Source organism: Lysinibacillus sp. FSL K6-0075, assembly GCF_038592945.1.
GTDB classification, from domain to species: domain Bacteria; phylum Bacillota; class Bacilli; order Bacillales_A; family Planococcaceae; genus Lysinibacillus; species Lysinibacillus fusiformis_F.
Genome location: NZ_CP151947.1, coordinates 4,708,641 through 4,732,168, shown reverse-complemented (window position 1 = coordinate 4,732,168; position 23,528 = coordinate 4,708,641). Strand labels below are relative to the sequence as shown.

At 37.0% G+C, this 23,528-nt stretch carries 25 protein-coding genes and 1 pseudogene; 19 read left to right on the top strand and 7 right to left on the bottom strand.

The genetic code is table 11. The annotated features are described in order from the left end of the window. Positions 1-15: 15 nt before the first annotated feature. From MHB65_RS23820 to MHB65_RS23790, 7 genes are all read left to right on the top strand, one after another. On the top strand, positions 16-1,227 hold the full coding sequence (locus MHB65_RS23820) for an MFS transporter (RefSeq protein WP_342441965.1): 1,212 nt from the start codon (positions 16-18) through the stop codon (positions 1,225-1,227). A gap of 163 nt (positions 1,228-1,390) precedes the next feature. Continuing rightward, the gene (locus tag MHB65_RS23815; protein ID WP_342441964.1) at positions 1,391-1,627 is read left to right on the top strand and encodes a small acid-soluble spore protein Tlp; all 237 of its coding nucleotides are present in this window, start codon (positions 1,391-1,393) and stop codon (positions 1,625-1,627) included. A 315-nt stretch (positions 1,628-1,942) separates the two neighbouring features. After that, complete coding sequence (locus MHB65_RS23810) at positions 1,943-2,476, top strand: RNA polymerase sigma factor (RefSeq protein WP_205446093.1); 534 nt, start codon at positions 1,943-1,945, stop codon at positions 2,474-2,476. Further along, positions 2,463-4,097, top strand: coding sequence for a DUF4179 domain-containing protein (locus MHB65_RS23805; protein ID WP_342441963.1), 1,635 nt, complete (start codon positions 2,463-2,465; stop codon positions 4,095-4,097). The genes MHB65_RS23810 and MHB65_RS23805 overlap by 14 nt, the downstream gene beginning before the upstream one ends. A gap of 149 nt (positions 4,098-4,246) precedes the next feature. Next, on the top strand, positions 4,247-4,528 hold the full coding sequence (locus tag MHB65_RS23800; RefSeq protein WP_205446091.1) for a transporter suffix domain-containing protein: 282 nt from the start codon (positions 4,247-4,249) through the stop codon (positions 4,526-4,528). After that, entirely contained in the window at positions 4,518-4,949 is a 432-nt protein-coding gene (locus MHB65_RS23795) for a MarR family transcriptional regulator (RefSeq protein ID WP_342441962.1), read from the top strand. Before MHB65_RS23800 ends, MHB65_RS23795 begins: the two co-directional genes overlap by 11 nt. A gap of 251 nt (positions 4,950-5,200) precedes the next feature. Next, on the top strand, positions 5,201-6,481 hold the full coding sequence (locus MHB65_RS23790) for a histidine--tRNA ligase (RefSeq protein WP_342443788.1): 1,281 nt from the start codon (positions 5,201-5,203) through the stop codon (positions 6,479-6,481). Positions 6,482-6,543: 62 nt separating this feature from the next. Here MHB65_RS23790 and MHB65_RS23785 read toward each other — a convergent pair whose 3' ends face one another. Both MHB65_RS23785 and MHB65_RS23780 read right to left on the bottom strand, forming a co-directional pair. Then, complete coding sequence (locus MHB65_RS23785; protein ID WP_342441961.1) at positions 6,544-8,166, bottom strand: hypothetical protein; 1,623 nt, start codon at positions 8,164-8,166, stop codon at positions 6,544-6,546. Next, on the bottom strand, positions 8,163-8,945 hold the full coding sequence (locus MHB65_RS23780) for an ABC transporter ATP-binding protein (protein ID WP_016992797.1): 783 nt from the start codon (positions 8,943-8,945) through the stop codon (positions 8,163-8,165). The genes MHB65_RS23785 and MHB65_RS23780 overlap by 4 nt, the downstream gene beginning before the upstream one ends. Before the next feature lie 139 nt (positions 8,946-9,084). Between MHB65_RS23780 and MHB65_RS23775 the strand changes: the two genes are divergently transcribed. From MHB65_RS23775 to MHB65_RS23765, 3 genes are all read left to right on the top strand, one after another. After that, the gene (locus MHB65_RS23775; protein ID WP_342441960.1) at positions 9,085-9,609 is read left to right on the top strand and encodes a sigma-70 family RNA polymerase sigma factor; all 525 of its coding nucleotides are present in this window, start codon (positions 9,085-9,087) and stop codon (positions 9,607-9,609) included. Beyond that, positions 9,599-10,426 (top strand): hypothetical protein, encoded by an 828-nt coding sequence (locus MHB65_RS23770; RefSeq protein WP_342441959.1) that lies wholly within the window; start codon positions 9,599-9,601, stop codon positions 10,424-10,426. The genes MHB65_RS23775 and MHB65_RS23770 overlap by 11 nt, the downstream gene beginning before the upstream one ends. Positions 10,427-10,531: 105 nt before the next feature. Continuing rightward, positions 10,532-10,654, top strand: coding sequence for a hypothetical protein (locus tag MHB65_RS23765; protein WP_342441958.1), 123 nt, complete (start codon positions 10,532-10,534; stop codon positions 10,652-10,654). A 167-nt stretch (positions 10,655-10,821) separates the two neighbouring features. On the opposite strand, the gene MHB65_RS23760 is transcribed toward MHB65_RS23765, so the two are convergent. Together MHB65_RS23760 and MHB65_RS23755 are read right to left on the bottom strand one after the other, a co-directional pair. Beyond that, on the bottom strand, positions 10,822-12,033 hold the full coding sequence (locus tag MHB65_RS23760) for a Zn-dependent hydrolase (protein WP_342441957.1): 1,212 nt from the start codon (positions 12,031-12,033) through the stop codon (positions 10,822-10,824). A 5-nt stretch (positions 12,034-12,038) separates the two neighbouring features. Then, entirely contained in the window at positions 12,039-12,734 is a 696-nt protein-coding gene (locus tag MHB65_RS23755) for an L-2-amino-thiazoline-4-carboxylic acid hydrolase (protein ID WP_342441956.1), read from the bottom strand. A gap of 136 nt (positions 12,735-12,870) precedes the next feature. Here MHB65_RS23755 and MHB65_RS23750 point away from each other — a divergent pair, with 136 nt between their 5' ends. The 4 genes from MHB65_RS23750 to MHB65_RS23735 all read left to right on the top strand — a co-directional run bounded on the left by MHB65_RS23750 (position 12,871) and on the right by MHB65_RS23735 (position 17,832). Next, positions 12,871-13,752 carry a LysR family transcriptional regulator gene (locus tag MHB65_RS23750; RefSeq protein ID WP_342441955.1) on the top strand — a complete coding sequence of 294 codons (882 nt, stop codon included), beginning with the start codon at positions 12,871-12,873 and terminating at the stop codon, positions 13,750-13,752. An 86-nt stretch (positions 13,753-13,838) separates the two neighbouring features. After that, a complete protein-coding gene (locus MHB65_RS23745; RefSeq protein ID WP_342441954.1) occupies positions 13,839-15,278 on the top strand; it encodes a sodium/proline symporter in 1,440 nt (479 codons plus the stop codon). 192 nt (positions 15,279-15,470) lie between these two features. Further along, positions 15,471-16,919 carry a PLP-dependent aminotransferase family protein gene (locus MHB65_RS23740; RefSeq protein ID WP_205446080.1) on the top strand — a complete coding sequence of 483 codons (1,449 nt, stop codon included), beginning with the start codon at positions 15,471-15,473 and terminating at the stop codon, positions 16,917-16,919. A 4-nt stretch (positions 16,920-16,923) separates the two neighbouring features. Next, entirely contained in the window at positions 16,924-17,832 is a 909-nt protein-coding gene (locus MHB65_RS23735) for a D-alanine--D-alanine ligase (protein WP_342441953.1), read from the top strand. Here MHB65_RS23735 and MHB65_RS23730 read toward each other — a convergent pair. Further along, positions 17,809-18,204, bottom strand: coding sequence for a hypothetical protein (locus MHB65_RS23730; RefSeq protein ID WP_342441952.1), 396 nt, complete (start codon positions 18,202-18,204; stop codon positions 17,809-17,811). The genes MHB65_RS23735 and MHB65_RS23730 overlap by 24 nt on opposite strands. 50 nt (positions 18,205-18,254) lie before the next feature. After that, positions 18,255-19,094, bottom strand: a complete 840-nt coding sequence (locus tag MHB65_RS23725) for a YitT family protein (protein ID WP_036079667.1) — start codon at positions 19,092-19,094, stop codon at positions 18,255-18,257. A gap of 157 nt (positions 19,095-19,251) precedes the next feature. Here MHB65_RS23725 and MHB65_RS23720 point away from each other — a divergent pair. From MHB65_RS23720 to MHB65_RS23705, 4 genes and pseudogenes are all read left to right on the top strand, one after another. Then, positions 19,252-19,439: pseudogene (locus MHB65_RS23720) on the top strand (ATP-binding cassette domain-containing protein); the annotation flags it as partial. Between the two features lie 197 nt (positions 19,440-19,636). Continuing rightward, positions 19,637-20,080, top strand: coding sequence for an SRPBCC family protein (locus MHB65_RS23715; RefSeq protein WP_342441951.1), 444 nt, complete (start codon positions 19,637-19,639; stop codon positions 20,078-20,080). An 11-nt stretch (positions 20,081-20,091) separates the two neighbouring features. Beyond that, a complete protein-coding gene (locus tag MHB65_RS23710; RefSeq protein ID WP_342441950.1) occupies positions 20,092-20,643 on the top strand; it encodes a DUF4303 domain-containing protein in 552 nt (183 codons plus the stop codon). A gap of 13 nt (positions 20,644-20,656) precedes the next feature. Then, complete coding sequence (locus MHB65_RS23705; protein ID WP_342441949.1) at positions 20,657-21,778, top strand: serine hydrolase; 1,122 nt, start codon at positions 20,657-20,659, stop codon at positions 21,776-21,778. 31 nt (positions 21,779-21,809) lie between these two features. Here MHB65_RS23705 and MHB65_RS23700 read toward each other — a convergent pair whose 3' ends face one another. Beyond that, positions 21,810-22,268 carry an SMI1/KNR4 family protein gene (locus MHB65_RS23700; protein ID WP_342441948.1) on the bottom strand — a complete coding sequence of 153 codons (459 nt, stop codon included), beginning with the start codon at positions 22,266-22,268 and terminating at the stop codon, positions 21,810-21,812. Positions 22,269-22,395: 127 nt separating this feature from the next. On the opposite strand from MHB65_RS23700, the gene MHB65_RS23695 reads away from it, so the two are divergent. Beyond that, the gene (locus MHB65_RS23695; protein WP_342441947.1) at positions 22,396-22,923 is read left to right on the top strand and encodes a cupin domain-containing protein; all 528 of its coding nucleotides are present in this window, start codon (positions 22,396-22,398) and stop codon (positions 22,921-22,923) included. Positions 22,924-23,528: the final 605 nt, after the last annotated feature.

Below are 23,528 nucleotides of genomic sequence, written 5' to 3'. Positions count from 1 at the left end.
ATGGAAAGGAGACTTATGCGCATTATTAGGAAGTATCGTCTCATTCTGTTTGGCTTTGGTTTCTCGTATTTAGGAAATTGGGTAAATCTAGTAGCACTGAATTTATTAGTTTGGCATTTAACAGAATCGCCTACTGCTATGGCTAGTATATTTATTGTAGGACCGATTGCTCGAATTTTAACAAGCTTTTTTGCAGGCTCCATTATTGATCGCTCAAATAAACAAAAATTAATGATCTATAGTGATATCATTCGTGGCATATTGATTTTATTGTTACCATTTACGTCTTCTATTTGGCTCATCTATTGCGTATTATTTTTATCTAATATTGCAAGTAGCTTTTTTGGGCCGAGTAGTACCTATTATATTTCGAAATATATTCCAGACGAAGATAAACAATCCTTTAATGCAATATTAGGAATGTTTAGCTCAGGCTCATTTTTAATTGGGCCAGCATTGACTGGGTTTATCATTGCCATTTCAAATGTATCTGTAGCATTTTGGTTTAATGCCTTGACGTTCTTTATCTGTGCGCTCTCGATTTTTAAGCTTCCAGCAGTAGAAGATCATCAGGAAATGCAGCGGAAATCCATTACTTGGAAGATGCTAAAAGAGGATTATGGTATTGTCTACGCTTATATTAAAAAAGAGCAAGTCTTTGCCAAAGTATTTCTATATTTTCAAGGTGCATTGATGATTGCCTTTGCATTAGACTCACAGGAAGCTACATTTATTAAACAAAAGCTACAAGCTTCAGATAGTCTATACGGTATCATTGTTAGTATCGCTGGGATTGGGGCGATCATTGGTGGAGCAATGGCTGCTCGTTATGCTAAAAGGTTTTCAACTAGACAATATATTGTCTATGGTCTGCTTTTGACCACAATTTCCTACACATTATTTTACTCTTCACCGAATGTGACAATGGCGATTATTAGCTTTATTGCATTAGGAATATGTATGTCATTTTGTAATGCGGGATACAGCACCTTTTATCAAATAAGTGTACCGACAGAAATTATGGGCCGTTTTGGTAGTATTTCCACAATGGTCATCAACGTGCTACAGATTGTCTTTACGTTAGCTTTAGGATTGCTAGCGGAATGGCTCTCACTACAAATGGTATGTATTGCATTTGGAGTCATAGCTATTTTCATCGCCCTAGTTTTATATGTATTTATGCATTCAAAATCGGCCTATGCAGGTCTGAAGGAAGAGATTGTTTGAATACAATGTCAGGTTATTATATGGGGAAACTTAATTGTTTCTAATTAAAGTTAGAATTATTGGATAGACCGCTATTATAAGATGTTTTTTAGAAAAAGTTAGCACTCATATAATGACAAAATGATTCCAAAATAACCTTATGTCAAAATTTGAGGAGGTTAACATGGCTAATTCAAGACACCGAAAACCAGATGATCGATCCAATAATGTTGAACGCATGCGTGATATTGTTAAAAATACTGAAGAGAAAGTTCAGGAAGCAGAAATTAGTATGGAATTTGCAGATCCTCTAGAAAATAACAGGATAAAAGAAAAAAATAAGCGACGTAAACAGTCAATTGAAGCATTAAAAGAGGAAATGAAAGATGAAATGGCAGCACGAAAAAAAGGTGAAGTTTAAAATTGGATTTTTAGAAGAATCAATTGTGATTCGGAATTTAGCGAAAAGAGATCTTTTAAAGGAAAACGAAAAATTTGCATGTAACAATAGTGTCTTGAGTATTTGTTTACTATTTTCCACTAGGCAAAAACAGATGGATTAGATGTTCCATAATGGACCTCTATATTGCCATCTGTTTTTATTTTGAACATGTTTACTGGATTTTTTTACATAATCACTAGATTAAAAAGTATGTACATGAAATTCTGAAAAAATGAACCTTTTCTAGTAGTCAATTGTTTATAACGTAGAACAATTAGAAAGGAGTGCCTTAGATTGACAGAACGTGAATTATTCGATTCATACAACAAAGATGTATACCGTACCTGTTATTACATGCTACGGAACGCCCAAGATGCGGAAGATCTCTGCCATGATGTATTTGTCACCGTCTTTCGTCAGGATTGGAGAAGTGTAGAGCATACACGTGCTTGGATTTTACGAATTGCAATGAATCAATGCTTAAATTTGCTTAAAAGAAAGCAGGCTCAGTTAAAAAAAGTGAGTCAGGTACAGTTGCTGCAGGAGCAAACTACGGCAACAGTTAAATCTGTAGACACCATTGTATTGGAGAAGGCAGCAGAGGAGGAGTGGGATGCACTACTCAGACAGCTACCAGAAAAGTTAATGGCTGTTGTTACCCTTCGCTACATCGGTGAGCTATCATTAGTGGAAATTGCGGAAACACTAAAGATTCCGGTGGGAACAGTGAAATCGAGACTCCATAAGGCATTGAAAATTATGCGCAAAAAACTAGAACAAAATCAAAATCTATGGTTGAAGGGAGAGAATCAATTTGGAACGCATTGAAAAGAAATTGAAAAAAGAGATGAAGGCAGACCATAACATGAAGTATCCTGATTTTGAACAAATGTGGAGCAGTATCCAACAGGATGAACTAAAAATCATGGATGAACCGATCGAACTTCGACCGCGTAAAAGAAAGAGATTTGTTTTGGTTGCAGGATTAGCTGTCGCTCTAATGGCTACCCCTGTCTATGCAGCATTGAATTATGATTGGTCAACTATTCTTTCTTATAGAGCTGGTATTCAGTCTGCATTAGATCAGGGCTTAGGGCAGACGATTGAACAATCTGTTACGAAGGATGGATTTACGCTAACTGTACATACGGCGTTTATCGATGACAATAGAACCTTTCTTTTATATAGTTTGAAACCTGATGCCTCTTGGGGTGGAGAGAATATTGGCTTTGAACTTACCAGACTTAAAGATTCCAAGGGTAACTTTATTGAAGGGAATTATACACATTCTTGGAATGAGGAGCTTGGTACCTTTCAGGGTTATTTTGAAACGGATTGGGTGGCTGAAGGACAGATGACAGAAGTGGAGCTTATGATGGAGAATATTCAGTTCATCAGCGATGAGAAATATTCTATCGACTATAATCCAAATGATTTGACTACGCAAGTGTTCCCTATTCAAAAGGATGGAGTTGACACAGTGTCTATTCAATCTTTTGAACAAGATGAAGGTAAAATATTGCTTAAAACGGCAGTTACACTTACAGATTTAAAAGTCCGAAATACAGGGATATTCATTGAGGCGATTAATAATACGAATCATTCAATTGAAACAGGGAAAAGATCTTTCATGGGAAGACAGGGAGCAAAAGGAGAATATTTTAGTCAGCAACTATTCGAGTCTGTAGCCTTACAAGAGGAGGGGACTAAATTCCAAATTTCTTATAACCGCATACTAGAAACAAAAGAAAGCACTTGGAATATGCAACTAAATCTCTCTAAAACACAACTGGAAAATACGTCATTTAAGAAAGTACTAGATATTCCAATTGACAACGTGCCTGGTGGAACTAAAATTCATGAAATGTCGGTTACACCGACCCAGGTTCGATTGATTCTTACTCAAGAAAAATACGAAACTTTTCCTTATATGGATTATCAACTGGATGTAGGTGGAACTTTATTGACTGGGTATATTTCAAGTGAAGTTGGAGATCCTAATGAAACAGAGCTGCGCTTTGAAATAACTGGACTAAATGGAGCCTCTTTGGAAAATCAACCTGTAGCTTTCGTTGCTAAGAACCATGTTGAAGGTTTATACGGAGACGACAATTCAATCCAATTAACGAACATATCAGCAAAGCCTCAAAGTGTAACATCTAATATAGCAGGGTACCCAATTACATGGACTTATTATATGAAGGACAATAACCTTTATGTGGAATCATTAAGCCCTGATCCAGGGTTTGCTGGAGTCAATCAAACCTATTATTTAGAGGGTAAAGAAAAAATCTATGGAACGCCTGAATATATGGGCATTCTTGAAAATAATAAAAGAATGGATGTTTATGAGAATTTTGACAAGAAGGAACTAGAAATTCTCATTTTTAAATATTTAACTAACAAGCCCAATGATGAGCTACGTATACCCCTGACATTTGGAAAATAACAGCATTAATAACCCCATCTATTTGACTCTTCACTACTCAAATAGATGGGGATTTTTGTTTTCTTATAAAGATTAAAGTGCTTTACATAAACAGAAATGTATAATATAGTTTAGTTAACTTAAATAAATTAATGCGCAGGAGAAGATACATGACCTCTAACGAAAAAACACAAAAATCATTTGCTTATAAGCTTGGATTAGGCATTATTATCTTTTCTCTTTCACTATGGTTAATCCCAATCATTACACCTTTCACACCGATACCTACAAAAGTAAAGGCTGGGATTATACCAGGAAGTATTATTGTAGCTGAAATCTTATTTTGGCTTGGTGCTTTACTTGTTGGAAAAGAGGTAGCTAACAAATTTAAAAGCTATCTAAATCCAAAAAAATGGCGAGAAAAAGGTGACACTCAAAAAAATGAAGAATAACAAGGTAGCGGAGCAAATTAATCAAACCATTGAAGATATTTGGATCATGCTTGAGAAAATGGAAAGGGCTTATACTAATTACTCCTTAAATAATCAGCAATATGTTCTTTTAACATTAGTGATTCGTCATCCGTCCTGTTCACCTTCAGAACTAGCAGATAAAATGGCTATTACGAAAAGTGCAGTGAGTCAGCAATTAGCTAAGCTTGAACAAGATGGCTATATAATGAAAAGGCAGCATGAAGAGGATAAGCGTGCATTTTCTGTTGAATTGGGTGAGAAAGGATTACTATATAAACAGGAAGTTGAAGCCTTTAATCAACAGATTACAGAAAAGTACCATGCTAATTTATCATCTGAAGAATTAGCTGAAATGTTAGCTACTCTAGAAAAAATGAAAAAAATACTGTATGAATTTTAGAAAAAGTTTGACATTTAATCTGGTGTGTCTTATAGTAACCCTTAATATTAAAGGGGGAATAAACATGGTCATTACTCTTGTCCAATCATTCACAACAAAACATCATCATCATCACTAGTCTTGCTATCTTTATTAACTTATTAATATTGAATAGGAAGACTATTTCTCATGTAATCGTATAAATAAAGCTGATTTGAAGCTTTATCGTTATACGGTTTTTTTATTGCTCAAAAAATGAGGAGAAGATTATGATGAAAAAAATGGACTATCAGAATGTTCGAGGAACACAAGATTATTTACCAGAGCAGGAGGCTACTCGTCGTGCGATACGCCGTACGTTAGAAGATACATTTATATCCTATGGCTGCAAGCCGTTAGAAACACCTATTCTTAACTATACAGAGTTGATGGCTTCTAAATATGCTGGTGGTGCTGAGATTTTACAGGAGATGTATACATTAACGGATAGAGGCGAGCGGGATTTAGCGTTACGCTATGATTTAACGATTCCATTTGCAAAGGTTGTAGCTATGAATCCAGCGATTGCTATGCCATTTAAACGATATGAGATTGGCAAAGTATTTCGAGATGGCCCCATCAAGGCTGGTCGTTTTCGCGAATTTACACAATGTGATGTAGATATTGTTGGGGTAGAATCACAGGCTGCTGAGGCGGAGCTAATGATGATGGCGATAGATGCCTTTGATCAGCTTAAACTTAAAATTAATCTCCAATATAATAATCGCAAGCTTTTAGTTGGTTTGCTGCAATTATTTGAAGTTGAACAGGATCAAATGAATCGAGTTATTTTAATTTTAGATAAGATTGAAAAAATAGACGAGAAAACAATGCTCGCAGAATTGCTGGCATTGGGGTTATTAGATAATAGCATTAATAAAATAAAGCGTTTTTTAGATGAACGTCCTCAAATAAGTATGGCGTATTTTGAAGGCTATGCGACCGAAAACAACTTTTTACAACAAGGTTTACAGGAATTAACGGAACTAACAGCTTATATAGAGGCACTTGGAATAAGTGGGCAATGTATTTTCAATCCATTTTTAGCGAGAGGACTTGAAATTTACACAGGAACGATTTATGAAATCTTTTTAGCTGATGGAACAATCCGATCAAGTATTGGTAGCGGGGGACGCTATGACAATGCAATTGGTGGCCTTTTAGAGACAAATCAAACCTATGCAACTGTTGGTATTTCATTTGGGTTAGATGTCATCTATACAGCTTTGGCGCTTTCAGGAAAAATAGATCAAAACGCTCCTAGTGTGGATATTTATATTATTCCCCTGGGAACAGAAAAGGAGGCACTAAAGCTGGCAACAGTATTACGGCGAGAAAAATATAAAATAGAAGTTGAGCTAAGTGGGAAAAAAGTGAAGAAGGCAATGGAAAAAGCCAATCGTGAAAACACGCCAAAGGTTATTGTATTAGGAGAAAACGAGGTCAATCAAAATATGTATAAAATAAAAGATATGAAAAGTGGTGAGGAAGAAATCGTTGCATTTACCTTTTAAACGCCATAGCATGGAAAAAACGGCTGATCCCACTCTATAATAGGATTTGAGCCGTTTTTTAGTTATTTTTCCGATTTAAAAACCAGTTTCCAAATCAAGATGTTGATGAAGAAAAACACAATGAAATATATAGTAGAGCCGTATGTTATCTGACTAGCTATTATATAGTGCAGCCCTACAAGTAAACCTAAAGGGAGTAATAACAAAAGAATCTTCCAGCCTTGTGCATCATTAACTTCATCATAGGGTTTGGTAAAAGGTAATTTGTTTGTCATCATGACGAAACAAAGGATGGTATACAACCAGCTTGTTACCAAAACAGCTAGTAAATCAGGGATAATTCGAATACCGTAAATATAGCTAAAGACTATACTTAGTACTAAAAATAACGGAATATACAAATTGATTAAAAATGCCTTTAAGCTACCTTTTTGTAAATCTGTATAGTCTTTAATCGGGAGCGTTTTATAAATCCAGGCAGCCTTATATTTAGCAGAGTGACCAAGCATAAGGACAGCGGATGGTATAATCATCATACTAAAGTAGATATTTAAATAGCCCATACTGCTAGCATAATCGACTTCTTCGCCCCTGCTAAAAGTAAATATGAAAATAAAGGGGATAATAAATGAAAAACCTAAAGATGGATAGACCTTCAACTTAAACTCTCGCTCCTGCTTCATCATCAGAGTGGCGAAGCGATAGAAAGCTCGTTCTTCGTGTGTTCTGCACACAATGGTTAATAAAAACGACTTTAATCGATTGTTCTTTTCTTTTTTTGATTTACTTGTACTTAGCAATTTTTGGAGATTGCGTTCAAAGGTTGGTATGAGCTTGATATATATCCAAATCGAAATAATAGGTACAATCACTGCTAAGAGGGTATAAATGACTGTCAATAAGGATGTGTCACCATGCAGTATGAGTTCATAAGGAGCAGCGAACCACATCGGTATTAAGAAGAGGCTCCACCAATGAAACGACACTACCATATCTAAATTGACGAATTCAAAGGATCGAATAAGAACTTGATAGCCAACCATCAGCATTAGAGATAAAGCGATTTGTACATAATTAATCATATCCTTCAGCTTTTCGCCATCGAAGAATCGTAAAATGGCAATATATAAAATGGCTGTGATGGCAACTATAAATAAATTCATTAATAGAATCTCGAGACCTGTTAAAATAAAAAACACAATACCTTGAGTAAAAAGGCTGACTATTAGTGGGATGGCTGTTAGGGCCAATGTTAAATAGGATAAATAAATAAAAATATGCATAAATTTTGCGGCATTGATTGTTTTAGCTGAAATCGGCTTAGTTGAAAGTATGCTTTTATCTCGTACATCTAAAAGCACAGAAGAAAAATCAGAAATCAATGAAGTCATAATCAAAAATATAATCATTGCAAAGGCAATGCTCATTTGAAAAAGAAAATTTTGACCAAACCCCATAAGCGGGATGAGTATAAGCCCGAATAACACATAAATCCATAGAGACTTAATATAACCGTACTTTTGATTGTCTTTCTTTTTGTTCTGATTAAATAGGGTTGGTACTTTCCGTTCATCCATCGTTAATTTTATATGGAGGATTCTTCTCATCATGTCATAATCAATGCCCATTTTTACAAAAAGCCATCGGAATTTATCAAGCAATTGTAGCGTTTTGAAATCTGTCATAATCGTCCTCCTCGAACGACGGACACAAATTTTTCTCCGATTTCCTGATGTTCATGAAATCCTGTTAACTGGTTAAAAATTCTTTCTAATGTTCCTTCGGTATTATCTGCTTGTAATTGGGCAAATGTTCCGTCCGCTGCAATTTTTCCATCATACAGCAGAATGATACGGCTACTGATTTTTTCAACTACATCCATAATGTGAGATGAGTAAAATATAGTCTTTCCGTTGGCAGCTAGTTGCGTTAGGATTTCTTTAAAAATCATGACACTGTTTGCGTCTAGGCCATTGATTGGTTCATCTAAAAATAGCAGGTCTGGATTATGTATAAGGCTTGCAATAATTAGTAGTTTTTGACGCATGCCCTTAGAATAGGAAGAAATTCTAGAATGGTACGCTTCACCAACTCCAAACAGTTCCATTAGCGACTTGGATTTGTCAGCCGCCTCCTCTAGCTCTAATCCATATAGCTGCCCGATGAAGGTTAGATATTCATAGCCTGTTAAGTTATCATAAACATCAGCGATTTCAGGAACGTAACCAATTCGTCGTTTATAATCAATTTGGTCTTGCCTTATGCTTTTCCCAAAAAGCTTAATTTCGCCGCCATAATCACCTTCTAGGCCTAGAATAAGTTTTACAGTTGTACTTTTACCAGCGCCATTGGGGCCAATATAACCGATGATTTCACCTCTAGCTGCATGAAGGTCAATCCCCTTCAAGATTTCCTTGTTTCCATAACTCTTCGTTAAATTCGTAATCGTTAAAATTTCTTCCATTTTATAGCCCCTTTCAATTATTTAGAAAAATTAACCATAATTACACTATATCATATTAAAAGAGAGGATATTCTTTTTCCTGAAATGAAACCAGTTCATTCCTAGCCTTGTCTAACGTTATAAGAGGGGAGGGATCGTTATGACACCTAATGAGAAAGAAAAATTGCTTTATGAAGTAATGAATCAGCATGGAGATTATTTAAAGCGATTAATTTATACATATGTAAAAGAACCACAAAAGACAGAGGATCTTGTACAAGAGGTTTTTATTAAATTTTATAAAAGCATCGATGTCTTTGAAGGCCGTTCATCCGCTAAAACCTATTTATATCGAATAGCCGTAAATGAATGCAAAAATTATTTGAAAAGCTGGCATTATAAAAAAGTTGAAGTGACGGAGAAAATGAAAAACTGGCTAAAACGAGACTCCCTAGAACTGGATATTTTACAACAAGAGCAAAATCAGTCTATAGGGCAATTAGTCATTTCTTTACCCACTAAATATCGTGAAGTGATTTGGCTGCATTATTATGTTGAATTATCGATAGCAGAAATAGCTGAAGTGTTAAAATGCTCACCTAACACCGTAAAAACAAGGTTAGCCAGAGGACGAAAATTAGCAAAAATAACGATAGAGGAGGGTGATTTAGAATATGAATATTAAAAATGAACTTGAGAAATCTATACCTACATCTATTAAGCTATCCGAGAATGATAAAGCGAGTATTCAGGCTAAATTACACCAATCTCACAAACCTAAATATCAATGGAAGCCTTTAATGGTTTCAATATTTGCGGTTCTCCTAATTGGAATCAGTCTCATACCTACTATTCAAAATGTGGAGCAAAATATATCGCCAACGGATTCTTCCCTAGCTATTCCTGATGAGCAAGAGGATACAGTTGGAGAACCACTTCCACCGCTTACAGAAGAAATGAAAAAGCAGTACTATAAGCAATATGTAAAAATTATAGAAGAAGTGATGGAATTGAAATCAGGTTTAAACATTGCAGTTGGACCAATTGAAGACTTCGAAGATGAATATTGGATTTCACCTGAAGAATTTGAAAAGAACATTCAATCTTGGGTGAAACAACACTTAGCCACAGAACGAAAAAGAATTAATAATTACCTGATTACACCAGAACCTGTAATTACAAATGAAGACGGTAGTACAACTAAAAAGACCTATATGTACTTCCCTGATATTTTAAGAACTGTGGAGGTAACAGGGGATTTTGAAACACAATATAATGCATCTCGCAAACGCCAAATGTTTTCTTCTGTTGAAAATGTTTCTACAAAACTAATAAAAACGCAATCAGGAACGTGGAAGCAAACCTCCTATAAAACAGCTTTAATTGACGACGGGCGAACATTTAGTATTCAAATAGAAGGGATTTTTGAATTAAATAACGCTCAATTTGAGAAGAGATTTACCATTGAATTTTACTGTGATGAAAACGGAAAAATCTATTAATATTACTTTAAAATTGAACTAGCTTCATTTTTTCTCTAATTTCTATTCTTTGCTGTCACAAAATGGTGATGAATTTAGTTATACAGATAGAGAGGAGGGAAGCTTGTGACTATACCAATTAAATCCAATAAGAATATGAACGCAGATATAAAAGCTATAGTAGAGAAAGTTCAAGCAGGGGATATCCAAGCTTATTTGCTCAAGCGGCCAATGAATATGAAACTTTGAAGGAACAGCTTACCTATCATTTCAAGGTGATCGCCAAACATATACCCTGAAAAAAGAGCCTTTCATTTAAAAGATGATTACTCAAGCTAAAAATGAAGGCTATGAAAAATATTAAAAAAGCCATTCTCAACAATATAGAGAATGGCTTTCTTCTATAATATAGTAGTCTATCTAGCAAGTTCGACAACGGTATCATAAAAAATATTAGTTGCTACAACAATATCTTCATCTGAACTGTATTCTAATGGATTATGACTAATGCCGTCCTTTGAGCGAACGAATAGCATCCCAATCGGGGCAATTTCAGCAATATTCATTGCGTCATGCCCAGCACCACTTATGAGAGAATAAGGTCGTATACCTTGCTTTTCAATACTTGTAGTGAGTTGCTTTTGTAGTAAGGCATCGGTTTTTGCAGGCTTAATGCGTTGCAATACTTTTGATGCCAATGAGACATGTCTTCGTTCAGCAATTTGTTGCAGCTGTTGCATAATTTCTTGTTCTAGTGCGCTTACTTTATTTTCGTCAATATCACGAAGATCAATCGAGAACGTGACTTTACCTGGTATAACGTTTGTCCCATTTGGAGAGACCGTTAGCTTACCAACGGTTGCAACGGAATCTGTTGTATTGTTTAATAGTTGCTCAATAGCTAAAATCATTTCGCTTGCTGCAGTTAGAGCATCCTGACGAATCGGCATAGGTGTGGCACCAGCATGTTCACTGACACCCGTTACGGTTACCTCTAGCCATAAGGGGGCTGCAATACCTGTGACAACACCGACTGGTAGGTCTTCATTTTCTAACACTTTTCCTTGCTCGATATGCATTTCTAAATAAGCTTTAATATCATTACGCTGCACTTTTACTAAAGGATAAGGTGATAAATCGAAATCCTTCATGGCTTCTTCAATGGAAATGCCAGCTTCATCTGAGTGCTGTAACTGCTCCTCCGTTAAAAGACCAGCCATTGCACTACTGCCAAGGAGCCCGAAGCCAAATCTCGTTCCTTCCTCATCCTTAAAAGCGACAACTTGAATTTTTTTAGAGGGTAGCAACTGTTGCTCATGCATAGAATGTACCACTTCAATTGCTGCTAGCACTCCTAATGCTCCATCATATTTGCCGCCCTCTGGTACTGTATCGATGTGCGAACCCAGCATAATGGTTTCATTTCCTTCACCATATGTACCAATAAGGTTTCCAACTGCATCGATTGCGACATTCATTCCTGCTTGTTCCATATAAGTTGTGACTAACTCAATGGCCTGCTTTTCTTCTGGTGTGAACGAGAAGCGGTTAATGCCACCTGTCTTTTCATTGCGACCAATTTGACTTAAGTCTTGAAGATGCTGTACGAGCCTAACTCCATTAATCATGACCATCACTCTTTCATTTGGAATTGGAAGTGGCACTGTCCTTCACGTAAAACAAATTGATCATGTACCACCTCTAGATTTTTATTGTACCCTTTGGCAATAGAGGGGTCGATGACTTTGCAATATAAAATGCCGTATTTACCCATATCATCATCTGCCCATTGTTGACCTAGTGGGCAATGTGTAAACGTTTGTTCTACCTCATTTTCTTTATAGACGGTTTCTATTTCAAATAAATCACTACGACCCATATCATAGTTTGTTAAATAATGCTCTACTGAATTTTCTAGGCCGTTTGTGCGTGCACGTTGAGCAATACCTTGGCCTCGCTTATGGCCAAAACGTTCTACTGCCCGCATAATCACTTGTTCACCAGCTTCTCCATATTCATCTACAACTGGCTTGGCAATTTGTGCAAACATTTTGGAAAAACGGGCGAACGTTGTTAAATCCGCAAATTTCTCTTCACCCTCGACACTTGATGGTAAATATTCAAAGAAAGTATGATTTTCGCCTTCTGCTGTTGCCTTTTTTGCCATTGCTTCAGCGTCTTTTAAACCAAAGGCCTCCAACCCTTTTTGTACTAACCCCCGACCATGCTCTCCGTATTGCTCTGTAATGGAGAGATGTAATTCTGTAAACATTTTTGCAGTAATTATGTCCATAGATAAAGCCTTCATCATTAATTTTTCCTCTGCCATTTTATGAGCCCCCTCATCACAAATCATATTGATTTACTTGGATTTTATTTTTATTATAGAGGTGGCTAGTAATTTAAATCAAATGAATATTTACACAATCAAATATGAAAAAAAATCATAGAAGGGGCAGAATAGCATGGCTACATTAGCACAATATATTGCTTTCCATACACTTATCGATACAGGGAATTTTACAGAAACAGGCTTAAAGCTCAATCTCACACAGTCTTCAATCAGTCATACGATTAGTAATTTAGAGGCAGAATTAGGGCTTTCTCTAATTATTCGAAACCGCAATAATATTGTTTTAACGAGTGAGGGGAGAATAGTTTACGAACACATATCAAAAATATTGCAGCAACAGCAGCAACTTGAAACATCCGTGGCAAATTTAAAAAATCTCATTGGGGGTACGTTATCGGTTGGTATTCTACCAAGTGTTTCATTGGTATTATTACCAAAGGTTTTAGCGTACTTCGAAGAGTATCATCCAGACCTACAAATTCGTTTGATGGAGGGAGACTATGACCAAATCGAGGACTGGCTTCATAATGGCATAGTAGATATTGGCTTTTTAGTACAGCCAAATTCTAAACATCTTGTATTTGATGCAATTTTTGATGATGAGCTTGTTTGCATTATGGCACAGGAGCATCCATTGGCGAATGAAGAGACGCTTTATCTAGAGCAATTGCAGGATGAACGCTGGATTATGCCTAAACGTACGATTGATCGGGATGTATCAAAGATTTTGGCTAAACATAAAATCCATCCCAATGTGGTATATGAACTATCGGTTGACCAAGTTATTTTAACAATGGTCAATGAAAATTTAGGCATTTCCATTGTGCCGAATTCCCTTTTACTACATGCACCAAGTAACCTGATTAGAAAAAAATTTTATCAAGCATATATTAGACAGGTTGGAATTGCACACAAACACAGTATTCATCTTTCTCCGGGGGCTTTAAAGTTTGTAGAAATATCGAAATACTTTGCATCCTTTTTACAAAATTAGTTATTGACAATTAAAAAAACCCGAACTATTATCTGATAAAACCAATTGGGATTGTTTAGATTAATCAGATGGAGGACTTTGGGTATATGCATACAATTGTTTATGTTGAAATATTTATCTATTTACTCGCTATGCTAGGAGTGGGTATATACTTCAGTAAAAAAGATTTATCACATAATGATTACTTTCTAGGGGGAAATAAACTACCTGGCTGGGCGTTAGCCTTTTCTGAACGTGCAACAGGTGAATCCGCCTATATGTTTTTAGGGGCAATTGGCTTTATTTATGTGGCTGGGCTGTCTGGAATTTGGATTTTATCTGGCATGCTTTTAGGCGTTGTTGCATCATGGCTATTTTTATCAAAACGCTTTATGACAGAGCAACAAAAATATAAGGTGAATAGCCTAACAGATTATATTGCGGTTAAATTTCCAAAGCACGCAGATATAATTCGTTGGTTAGCTTCTGTAGTAATGGTGTTATTCTTTGTTTGTTATTTAGCAGCTCAATTTTCCGGGATGGGTAAAACCATTTATTCATTCTCAGGACTTAACATTACGTGGGGAACAATTATTATTGGAGCAATAATAATTGCCTATTCATGTATGGGAGGATTTATGTCTGTTGTTTGGACAGATACCATCCAAAGTTTTTTAATGCTGATCTCGTTCGTTATTGTACCCATTGCAGCTTATATGGAAATTCAACATCAAGGTTTAAGCATTTCAACAGAACTTGCACAAATGGGCAATGGCGCAGATAGTTGGATTGGAGGCTTAAATGGACTTGCCTTAGGGGCGATGTTATTTACAAATTTATCATGGTTCTTTGGCTGGCTTGGAGGACAACCTCAATTGAGCTCTCGTTTTATGGCTATTACGACTGAAAAAGAGCGAATTACTGGCCGTAATATGGCGATTATTTGGACATTAATTGTCTATGTGGGTGCCTTTTTATCTGCCATTTTTGCGTCCACTTTGTATAAACAAGGCTCTATTGAGGACCCTGAAATGATCTTGCCACATATGGTATTTGAAATTTTACCGCCTTGGATTGCAGGAATTATTGTGGCTGGTATTTTAGCTGCTATTATGTCAACGGCTTCGTCTCAATTGTTAGTAATCACAACATCGATAAGTGAGGACATCATTCATAAAACATTGCGTTGGAATATTTCCAGTAAAAAATTAGTTCACCTTTCGCGTCTAGTGGCTGTTATTAGTGGGATTGTGGGTATTATCATTTCACTCAAATCGGGTTCAGTGATTTATAGCTTAGTATCCTTTGCGTGGGCAGGGATTGGCAATACATTTTCTGTTGTTATCCTTCTAATCTTTTTCTGGAAACGTGTTTCAGGCATTGGAGTCATTGCCACAATTATTGTAGGCTTTATTAGTGCGATTGCATGGTCTCTGTCACCTATGGAGGCCGTCGTGTCAGCCAAGGCAGCGACATTCTTTATTTGCTTAATTGTTGGAGTAGTCGTGTCTTTAGTATATCCTGATGAAAAAGGAAATACGGTCTGAAAAATATTTTAAAATAATAAAAATCTCCTCTTTTGAAGATACATTTCTCAAAAGAGGAGTTTTCTTTTTATGCTTATGACCATATTGAAATATGATAGAAGAAAGAGCAACCACTCTAACAGGAAATTACATAATGTGTGGACCTTTTTGGTCATCATGGTTTATGCAAAAATGAAGCAAGGGGGTTAGGAAGTGTTTAGTGATTTTAAGCTTATGGATGAACGACCAGTTTATGTACAATTGAAGGATTATGTTCAAGACATGATTGTCAAAGGGCATCTGTTGGAACATCAAAAGCTTCCATCTACCCGTGAACTTAGTAAGTTATTAGCGGTCAGTAGGAATACGGTGCTGAACGCATATGCCGAATTAGAGCTAGATGGCATCATCTATGCAGTGAAGGGAAAAGGGCATTTTATCGGAAAGGTTACTACATTGAAAGCCTCTTCTATTGAAATAGATTGGAAGCAAAGGCTAAATGAAACAACTTTATTAGCAGATGAAATTGATTTAATACGGCAAGATATACACTGGCAAAAAGGCATGATTTCGTTTACTAGTATTGCTCCAGAAGAAAAGCTTTTTGATGTTGAAAATTTCAAAAGGGCGTTTCTCACAAGAATGTCCATTGAAGGAGATATTGTCTTGAACTATGGCTATGCCAAGGGGTATAAGCCTTTAATTGACTATCTTCTTAGCTATATGGAGATGAAAGGTGTAGACATTTCTAATAAAGATATTTTAATTACAAATGGTTTTACAGAGGGGCTAGATATTTTATTGTCCTCTTTAGCTAAAAAATCAGGGCGTGTACTATGTGAAAATCCTACACATCACGCAGCATTGAAGCTTTTCCGTTTACATGGGCTAGACATACATGGCGTCGATATGAAAGATGACGGGATTGATATGGATCAGGTGGAAAAAACGTTAGCAGATAAGGACTTTGATTTTGCCTATCTCATCCCGTCCTATCATAATCCAACAGGAATAGTCACTTCCTCGGAGAAAAGGAATGCTATTTTTCAGCTTTTTTCCAAATATCAAATACCCATTGTAGAAGATGGTTTTAATGAGGAATTGAGGTATTCAAGCTCTCATTTGGCACCACTGATCGCTTTTAGTGGTATAGGTAATAACGTTGTCTATATTGGGAGCTTTTCTAAAATTCTTTTCCCTGGCTTACGTGTTGGTTGGATTTTAGCAGATAAGGCGTTAATTGATAGCTTAGAAAGCATGAAAAGAGCTCGAACGATTCATACATCGACATTGGATCAGGCAGTGTTATACCAATATTTACAGGATGGTTATTTTGAAAAATATCTGAAGAAAGCACGATTTGTTTACAAGAAAAAATATGAGCTTGCTCGACAAGCCTGTATGCAATACATTCCCTTTAGCAGGATAACAGGGGATGGAGGACTCCACCTTTTTATAGAGCTAAAAGAGGAAGTAGATGCACGTTTGCTGCTGGAGAAGTGCTATGACAAGGGCGTGGTGTTTTATCCAGGAGATGTATTTTATACAAACGGGAGAGGCAGTAATACATTTCGTTTAGGTTTCTCTCGTTTAGCAGATGACGATATTGTTCGTGGTATTCAAATCATTGGTGATACATTGAAAACCGATATGAGGAGTTGAGAAAATGAAGGTTGGCGTAATTATGGGTGGTACTTCCTCTGAAAAGCAGGTTTCCATCATGACAGGTAAGGAAATGGTCACTCAATTAGATAAGCAAAAATACGAAGTTGTTGCCATTACATTAGATGATAACAAAGAGATAATTGACAAGGTGCGTGACATTGATGTGGCTTTGTTAGCACTTCATGGTAAGTTTGGAGAGGATGGTACGATTCAAGGGGTGCTAGAAACATTGGGTATTCCTTATACAGGAAGCGGTCTTCTAGCAAGTAGTTTGTGCATGGATAAAAATATGGCTAAAAAAATACTTCGATATGAAGGTGTTGCAACACCAGATTGGATACATCTCGTAAAGGGAGAGGAGCTGCCCTTACAGGATATAGAGCTTATTGGTTATCCGCTTGTCGTTAAACCAAATGCTGGTGGCTCTAGTGTAGGTGTCCACATTGTCCATGATCGGAGTGCCTTATTGACTGCTATCGCAGAGGTATTTAAGTGGGATAACGAAATTATTATTGAGCAGTATTTGATTGGTGACGAAATTACATGTCCAATCCTCAATGAGCAGCTATTGCCAGTCCTTTCAATCAAACATACGGCAGTGTTTTTTGACTACCAGGCAAAATATGATGATGCTTCTACAATAGAGGAACCTGTAGAACTTCCACTTGCGATTCATGATCGTGTGGCTAAGGCTGCGATGATTAGTTACAAGACTTTAAGATGCAGTGTCTATGCTAGAGTAGATATGTTGATTAAGGATGGCGTTCCTTATGTGTTGGAGGTTAATACATTACCTGGCATGACACAAAATAGCCTCCTACCGAAAAGTGCCCTTGCTGCGGGAATCAGCTATTCAGCACTATTGGACAGCATTATCGAAAGCTCCTTACAGATTGATAGAAATAGGTAGATAGAAAAACAAAACCATTAATAGCATTTTTGTGAAAGGTGAAAATGGATCTCCGTGGCAGGGGACTCGCCTGTCTCGCGATCCCACGGGAGTCAAGTAGCCTTCCACTCCAACCCATAAAAATGTTAACTTTTTAGCAAGGTTTTCAAATAAAGTGAAGGTGTTCACTACTGTTAGTATGAAAGAAAAGGAAAAGAACTTTTGCAGAATGGTTGATTGGAGTAAAGCCAGCGTCACAGAGGAGCCCTGGAGCGAACGGAAGTGATTGAAGCGGCTCATCGGACGCTCCCTGGAAAGGACGTTGGCAGAACGGAAATCAACCCCTCGCTTTGCCAAAAGGTCTTTTTCTGCTAGTGACATCATCTTTTTCAACAACATAAAACACCTTTTGTAAGTAATGACAAAAGGTGTTTTAGACTGTTTTATGATTTTGCTAATTCAATAAAGCCTTCTCCGAAAACGTCCCTTACATCATGAATGGCAATAAAGGCATCCTTGTCGACTTCTTTGACAATTTTTTTGAGCTTTACAACTTCTTGTTTACTAATAACAATATACAAAATTTCCTTTTGTTCCTTTGTATAATAGCCATGACCTGATAGAACAGTTACCCCGCGATTCATATAAGCAGTTACCTGTCCAGCAATGTCTTCAGGTTTCTTAGAGATAATGGTAACTGCCTTTTTAGGGTTAACCCCTTCAATAACAAACTCCATTACCTTTGTACCAACGTATAGCATGACAATCGTTAGCATTAATGCCTCCGCACCAATGATAAAATAAGACGAAAAAGCAACAATTAAATCGAAGAATAAAAGTCCATAGCTAATACTCCAGCCTAGATATTTGTTAGTGATTCTAGCTAAAATCGTAGAACCTGCTGTTGTACCACCAACTCTTATAATTAAGCCAATACCAACTCCAGCAAATACGCCACCAAAAATCGTATTGACGATAATTTCATCTGAGGAAATAGACCAAGTTTCTGTTAAATGTAAAAATAAAGAATGGAATGAGACCGCAATGATTGTGTAGATTGTTGTTTGTCTATTTAAAAATTTATAACCAACAATAAGTAAAGCTGCATTCATAACAAAGCTGACAATACTTGGCGACCATCCGAACAGATAATAAGCAATAATCGTTAAGCCTGTTACGCCCCCCTCACCTAAATCATTTGGAATAACAAATAAGTTAACTGCTAGGGCAAAAAGCAGTGATCCAAGCATAATCATTAAAATATCGATAACGTATTTCTTCATTCACATAACACCACCAATTCAAATTTTATTTTTTCTTAAATTCCATACTATATCAGGTTTTCACCAAATGGTATACTTTTTGGATGTTCATTTGTGATATATCGACAGTAATTAATGTGTCTTTAGAGAGAATTTTTGAAACTTGACATATTATAGCTTCACTTTACACGTTCAAGGGAAGGTACTATTACTCGAGGTCAGCTTCCAAATTCCATTAGTAAAAAAATTGCGCTTACGGGTAACAATGGTAGTGGTAAAAGTACATTACTACAACATATAGCCAATAATGGTGAGGGAATAGCCATTTCTCCAAAGGCTAAAATAGGTTATTTTCATCAGATGAGCTAACAGTTTACTGGAGAGGAAACAGTGCTGCAATTTTTAAAGAACCGCTCTGATGATAATAAAAAGATATATTAAGTGAAAAGGTGCGATTCCATTAGGAGAATCGCATCTTTTTTAGTGAATTTTTATTAGGAAGGAAGGTTAAAGGAAAATTTTGGCGAAGGTGTAGATAGACAATATGAAAAGGATGATGAACGATGATAAATACGGATGTGACGACGAAATTAAAAATCAATCAGCCAGCCCATAAAGTATTTGAAGCCATTATATCTCCTACTGAAATCGGGCATTATTGGTTTTCTAGCAGCTCTGAAAGATGGGGAGAGGGTAAAAGAATCACACTTAAATATGCTGAGTATCGTGCAGAGGGTGTGATCACCGTTCTTGAAATGGAGACGAATAAAAAAATTGTGTTTGTATGGGGAGAAGAGCATGGTGAAGTGACGATGGTTACCATCACATTTGAAGAATCACAAAGTGAAACAATTATTACTGTAGTAGAATCAGGGTTAAATGTACATGACCCAGAAATCGTGGCAAAAATGATGGGCCAAAAAGAGGGTTGGGTCTATACATTAACGTGCCTCAAAGGATATTTAGAAAATGGGATTAGCAATTTAAGAGCTTCTCTAATTCATTAAGGAGGTAAGATATGTCAGAGATCGATAGCATGGAGCAATTGGCAGATGTAATAGTTTGTGCTGCGAGAAAAACATTTCTGGATCTTTTTAAAAATGGTGAACGGTATTATTACTGCACGTTATGCACCACTGGAGAAGGGCATGCCCCGAGCGTTTCAGCTTGGTCATGGGAAGCGCTGGAACGACAAGCTGCTAAACAAACTAACAGTAACATATCTGAAAGAGCATCTCTTATCAAATGGTCTTATGCAGATTCTCCCTATTATTGCTATGGAGAAGAAAACTTTTCGAATGTTCGGCAGTGCTTTAATAAGCGCCCATACATCTATACTCTTGAAGGGGAAGCATGGCAGCAAGAACTGGCATTACGGCTAGCAGCAATGGAGCTAGCCATGAAAAAGCTTGATGAAGAGGGACTATTCGCCTTGAATCAAACAAGGGACTCTGTATGCATACTTGTAGAAGTGATGCCGCCAGAAGAAATAAACACCGAAATAGCATTACGATTAAATCACCAGTCGTCTACAGCACTACAGCAATGGTTGTTGGAAGCAGCCGAGTGATGGAGGGATGAATATGAAAAAGCTGTATTGGGTGATTGGCAGTATTTTGGTTTGTGTAGGATTTGTATGTAGCGTTATTTTTTGGAAGTTTCAAAAGGAAATCAAGAGGGACGATTCTGAATATATTGTGCAATTTATGAAGGAACATAAAGAGGATAAAAATATTTCCGTTGTCATTCAATATAATCAACAACATTGGGTGGAGCTAAACACCAAGGAACAGCTACCATTAGCAAGTACGGTTAAAATGATCGTTGCCATCGCCTATGCTCAACAAGCAGCAGATGGCAGCATTAATCCTCAAGAGCAGGTCCCACTAAAGGAGTTAGAGGCATTTTATATCCCTAAAACGGATGGCGGCGCACATGAAGCATGGTTAGCGCAGTTAAACCTTGAGGGGGCGGATCGTGTGCCTTTAAGTCAAGTAGCAAATGGCATGATTGCCTATAGCTCTAATGCAAATACGGAATATTTAATGCACGTACTCGGCTTTCAAACAATTAATGATGTGCTTACTCAGTTAAATGTAGAGGATCATGAACCTTTGTATCCAATTGTAAGTGCACTCCATATTCCTATTCACTTGATGGCGGAAAAAAATTTAACGAAAAAAGCAACATTAACGGCTATGCGAGAAATGGATATGGCTGAATATCGTGAGCGGGCAATGGCTATTCATGCGAATTGGATAGAGCATCCTTTGACAATTGAGGAGAAAGCAAAAGCACAAAAAATGCTCAATATGGATTTTCAAAGGATATGGTCAGACCGTTTAATAAGGGCCACAACAAATGATTACATCTCTATTTTAGAAAAATTGAATAATAAAAATTTCTTTAGTCCAGAGGTACATAAATATTTAGATCCCGTGTTGGAGCAATTAATGCAGAATCCTAGAAATCAAACATGGCTAAAACATGCTGGTCAAAAGGGAGGATCGACTGCATTTGTGTTAACACTAGCAGCCTATGCAGAAGATAAAGATGGAAATAAAACAGAAATAGCCTTTTTCGCTAATAACTTAAATACATTAGAGCAGATTAAACTCTCAAATAGTATGAATAGTTTTCAGTTAAAATTTCTTACAGATGATAAATTTCGTAAGCGTTTAAAAGAGGAATTTTCCGAGTTGTGAGTTGCCTCCATAAATAAGGCAACTCATGCTATTAACTACGTTCATCAATCAATTTTTCAAGAAATTCTGAGAAGGAAGAGGCATATTCATAGATCATGTCATTCATTAAGTCATAGCACATAACAGGAAATTCGCTGAGTTCATCTTTAGACGATCGATCAAAGAAGTACAATTCGTCAGCGTCTGGAACAAATAAATCTAATCTATTCGGATATTGTTTACACCAATCTTCATCAGCCAAGTTAAGACGATGGATATAGAGAATATCGTGATCATTGATGTCTCTGTATGCTGGTTGACCGATCGAGAGAATAGATCCACCATTCAGCTGCCCATTACCATAATTTTTTAACCACCAGCGATAGGATGGTGGTAAGTTGAATCCTAACTCTGCTTCAACTTCTACTATCCAATCATCTTCAGCACCGTGTCCAGGAAACCATTTAATCGCAGTAGTGCTTGCGAGTTTTTCTGCTAATCTAGCATACATGCCAACTACCTCCAGTCTATATTTAAATATTACTCAATTAAGAATTCAAAGTGCAAACTACATATGAGTACCTTCTTTCAATCAACTGCATACTATAGCGTTATCATGCATGAGAGGATTGAGATAAATGTATCACCCTTATTACGGTAATTATCAATCGTATAATTACGGTTATCAACCTGTTTATTGGGCCTATCCAAATCAGGTAGAACGAACGCCAAGAAGTAATATCCAGAATGATTTTGGACCAGGTCCATTCGTTGTCGACATTGAAGAGGCTACAAAGCGCAATAAAAATTATCGTACAGCACTGTGGACAGGGTCAAACCTACAAGTAACGGTGATGAGTCTCAATGTTGGGGAAGATATTGGCTTAGAAGTACACCCTCACGTCGACCAATTCATTTGTATTGAGGAGGGGCATGGATTAACTCAAATGGGGCCAACTAAAGATTATTTAAACTATCAGAGACATGTCACAGAAGATACGGCTATCATGGTGCCTGCTGGAACATGGCATAATGTTACGAACACAGGGGATAAACCACTAAAGCTTTATACGATTTATGCGCCACCAAACCATCCATTTGGGACTGTTCATGTGACAAAGGCTGACGCTATGGCTGAAGAAACGGGCTATGGACAGCATGAATAATAGATCCTAAAAGAAAGCATGTTTTCATACAAAAACATGCTTTTTTAGTGTTGAAAAACAAAACCATCCATAGAATTTGTGTGAAAGGTGAAAATGGTTTCCGTTGCAGGCTGCTTGCTTTCCTGTGGGCGAGCGCCGAGCCGCTTCCTCCGCTCCCGCTCCGTTTAGTGGCTCGTCTGTCTCGCTATCCCACAGGAGTCAAGTAGCCCTCCACTCCAACCTACAAAATGTTAACTTTTTAGCAAAGGTTTTTAAATAAAGTGAAGGTCTTCACTACCCATTTTATGGAGGGCTTTTGACCCTCATCACTTCTTCGCAATGAAATTAAGAGTCTATCCTTTCTTTAATCATACAAATAATGGGCTAATTTGATTACTACGGCTAGCTAGTATGAAAGATAAGGAAAAGCCACTTTTGCAGAATGGTTGATTGGAGTGGAGCCAGCGTCACAGAGGAGCCCTGGAGCGAACGGAAGTGAGTGAAGCGGCTCATCGGACGCTCCCTGGAAAGGACGCTGGCGGAACGGAAATCAACCCCTCACCTTGCAAAGTTGCTTTTTCTGCCGTTGACATCATCTTTTTTCAACAACATGAAAGCGTGTTTTC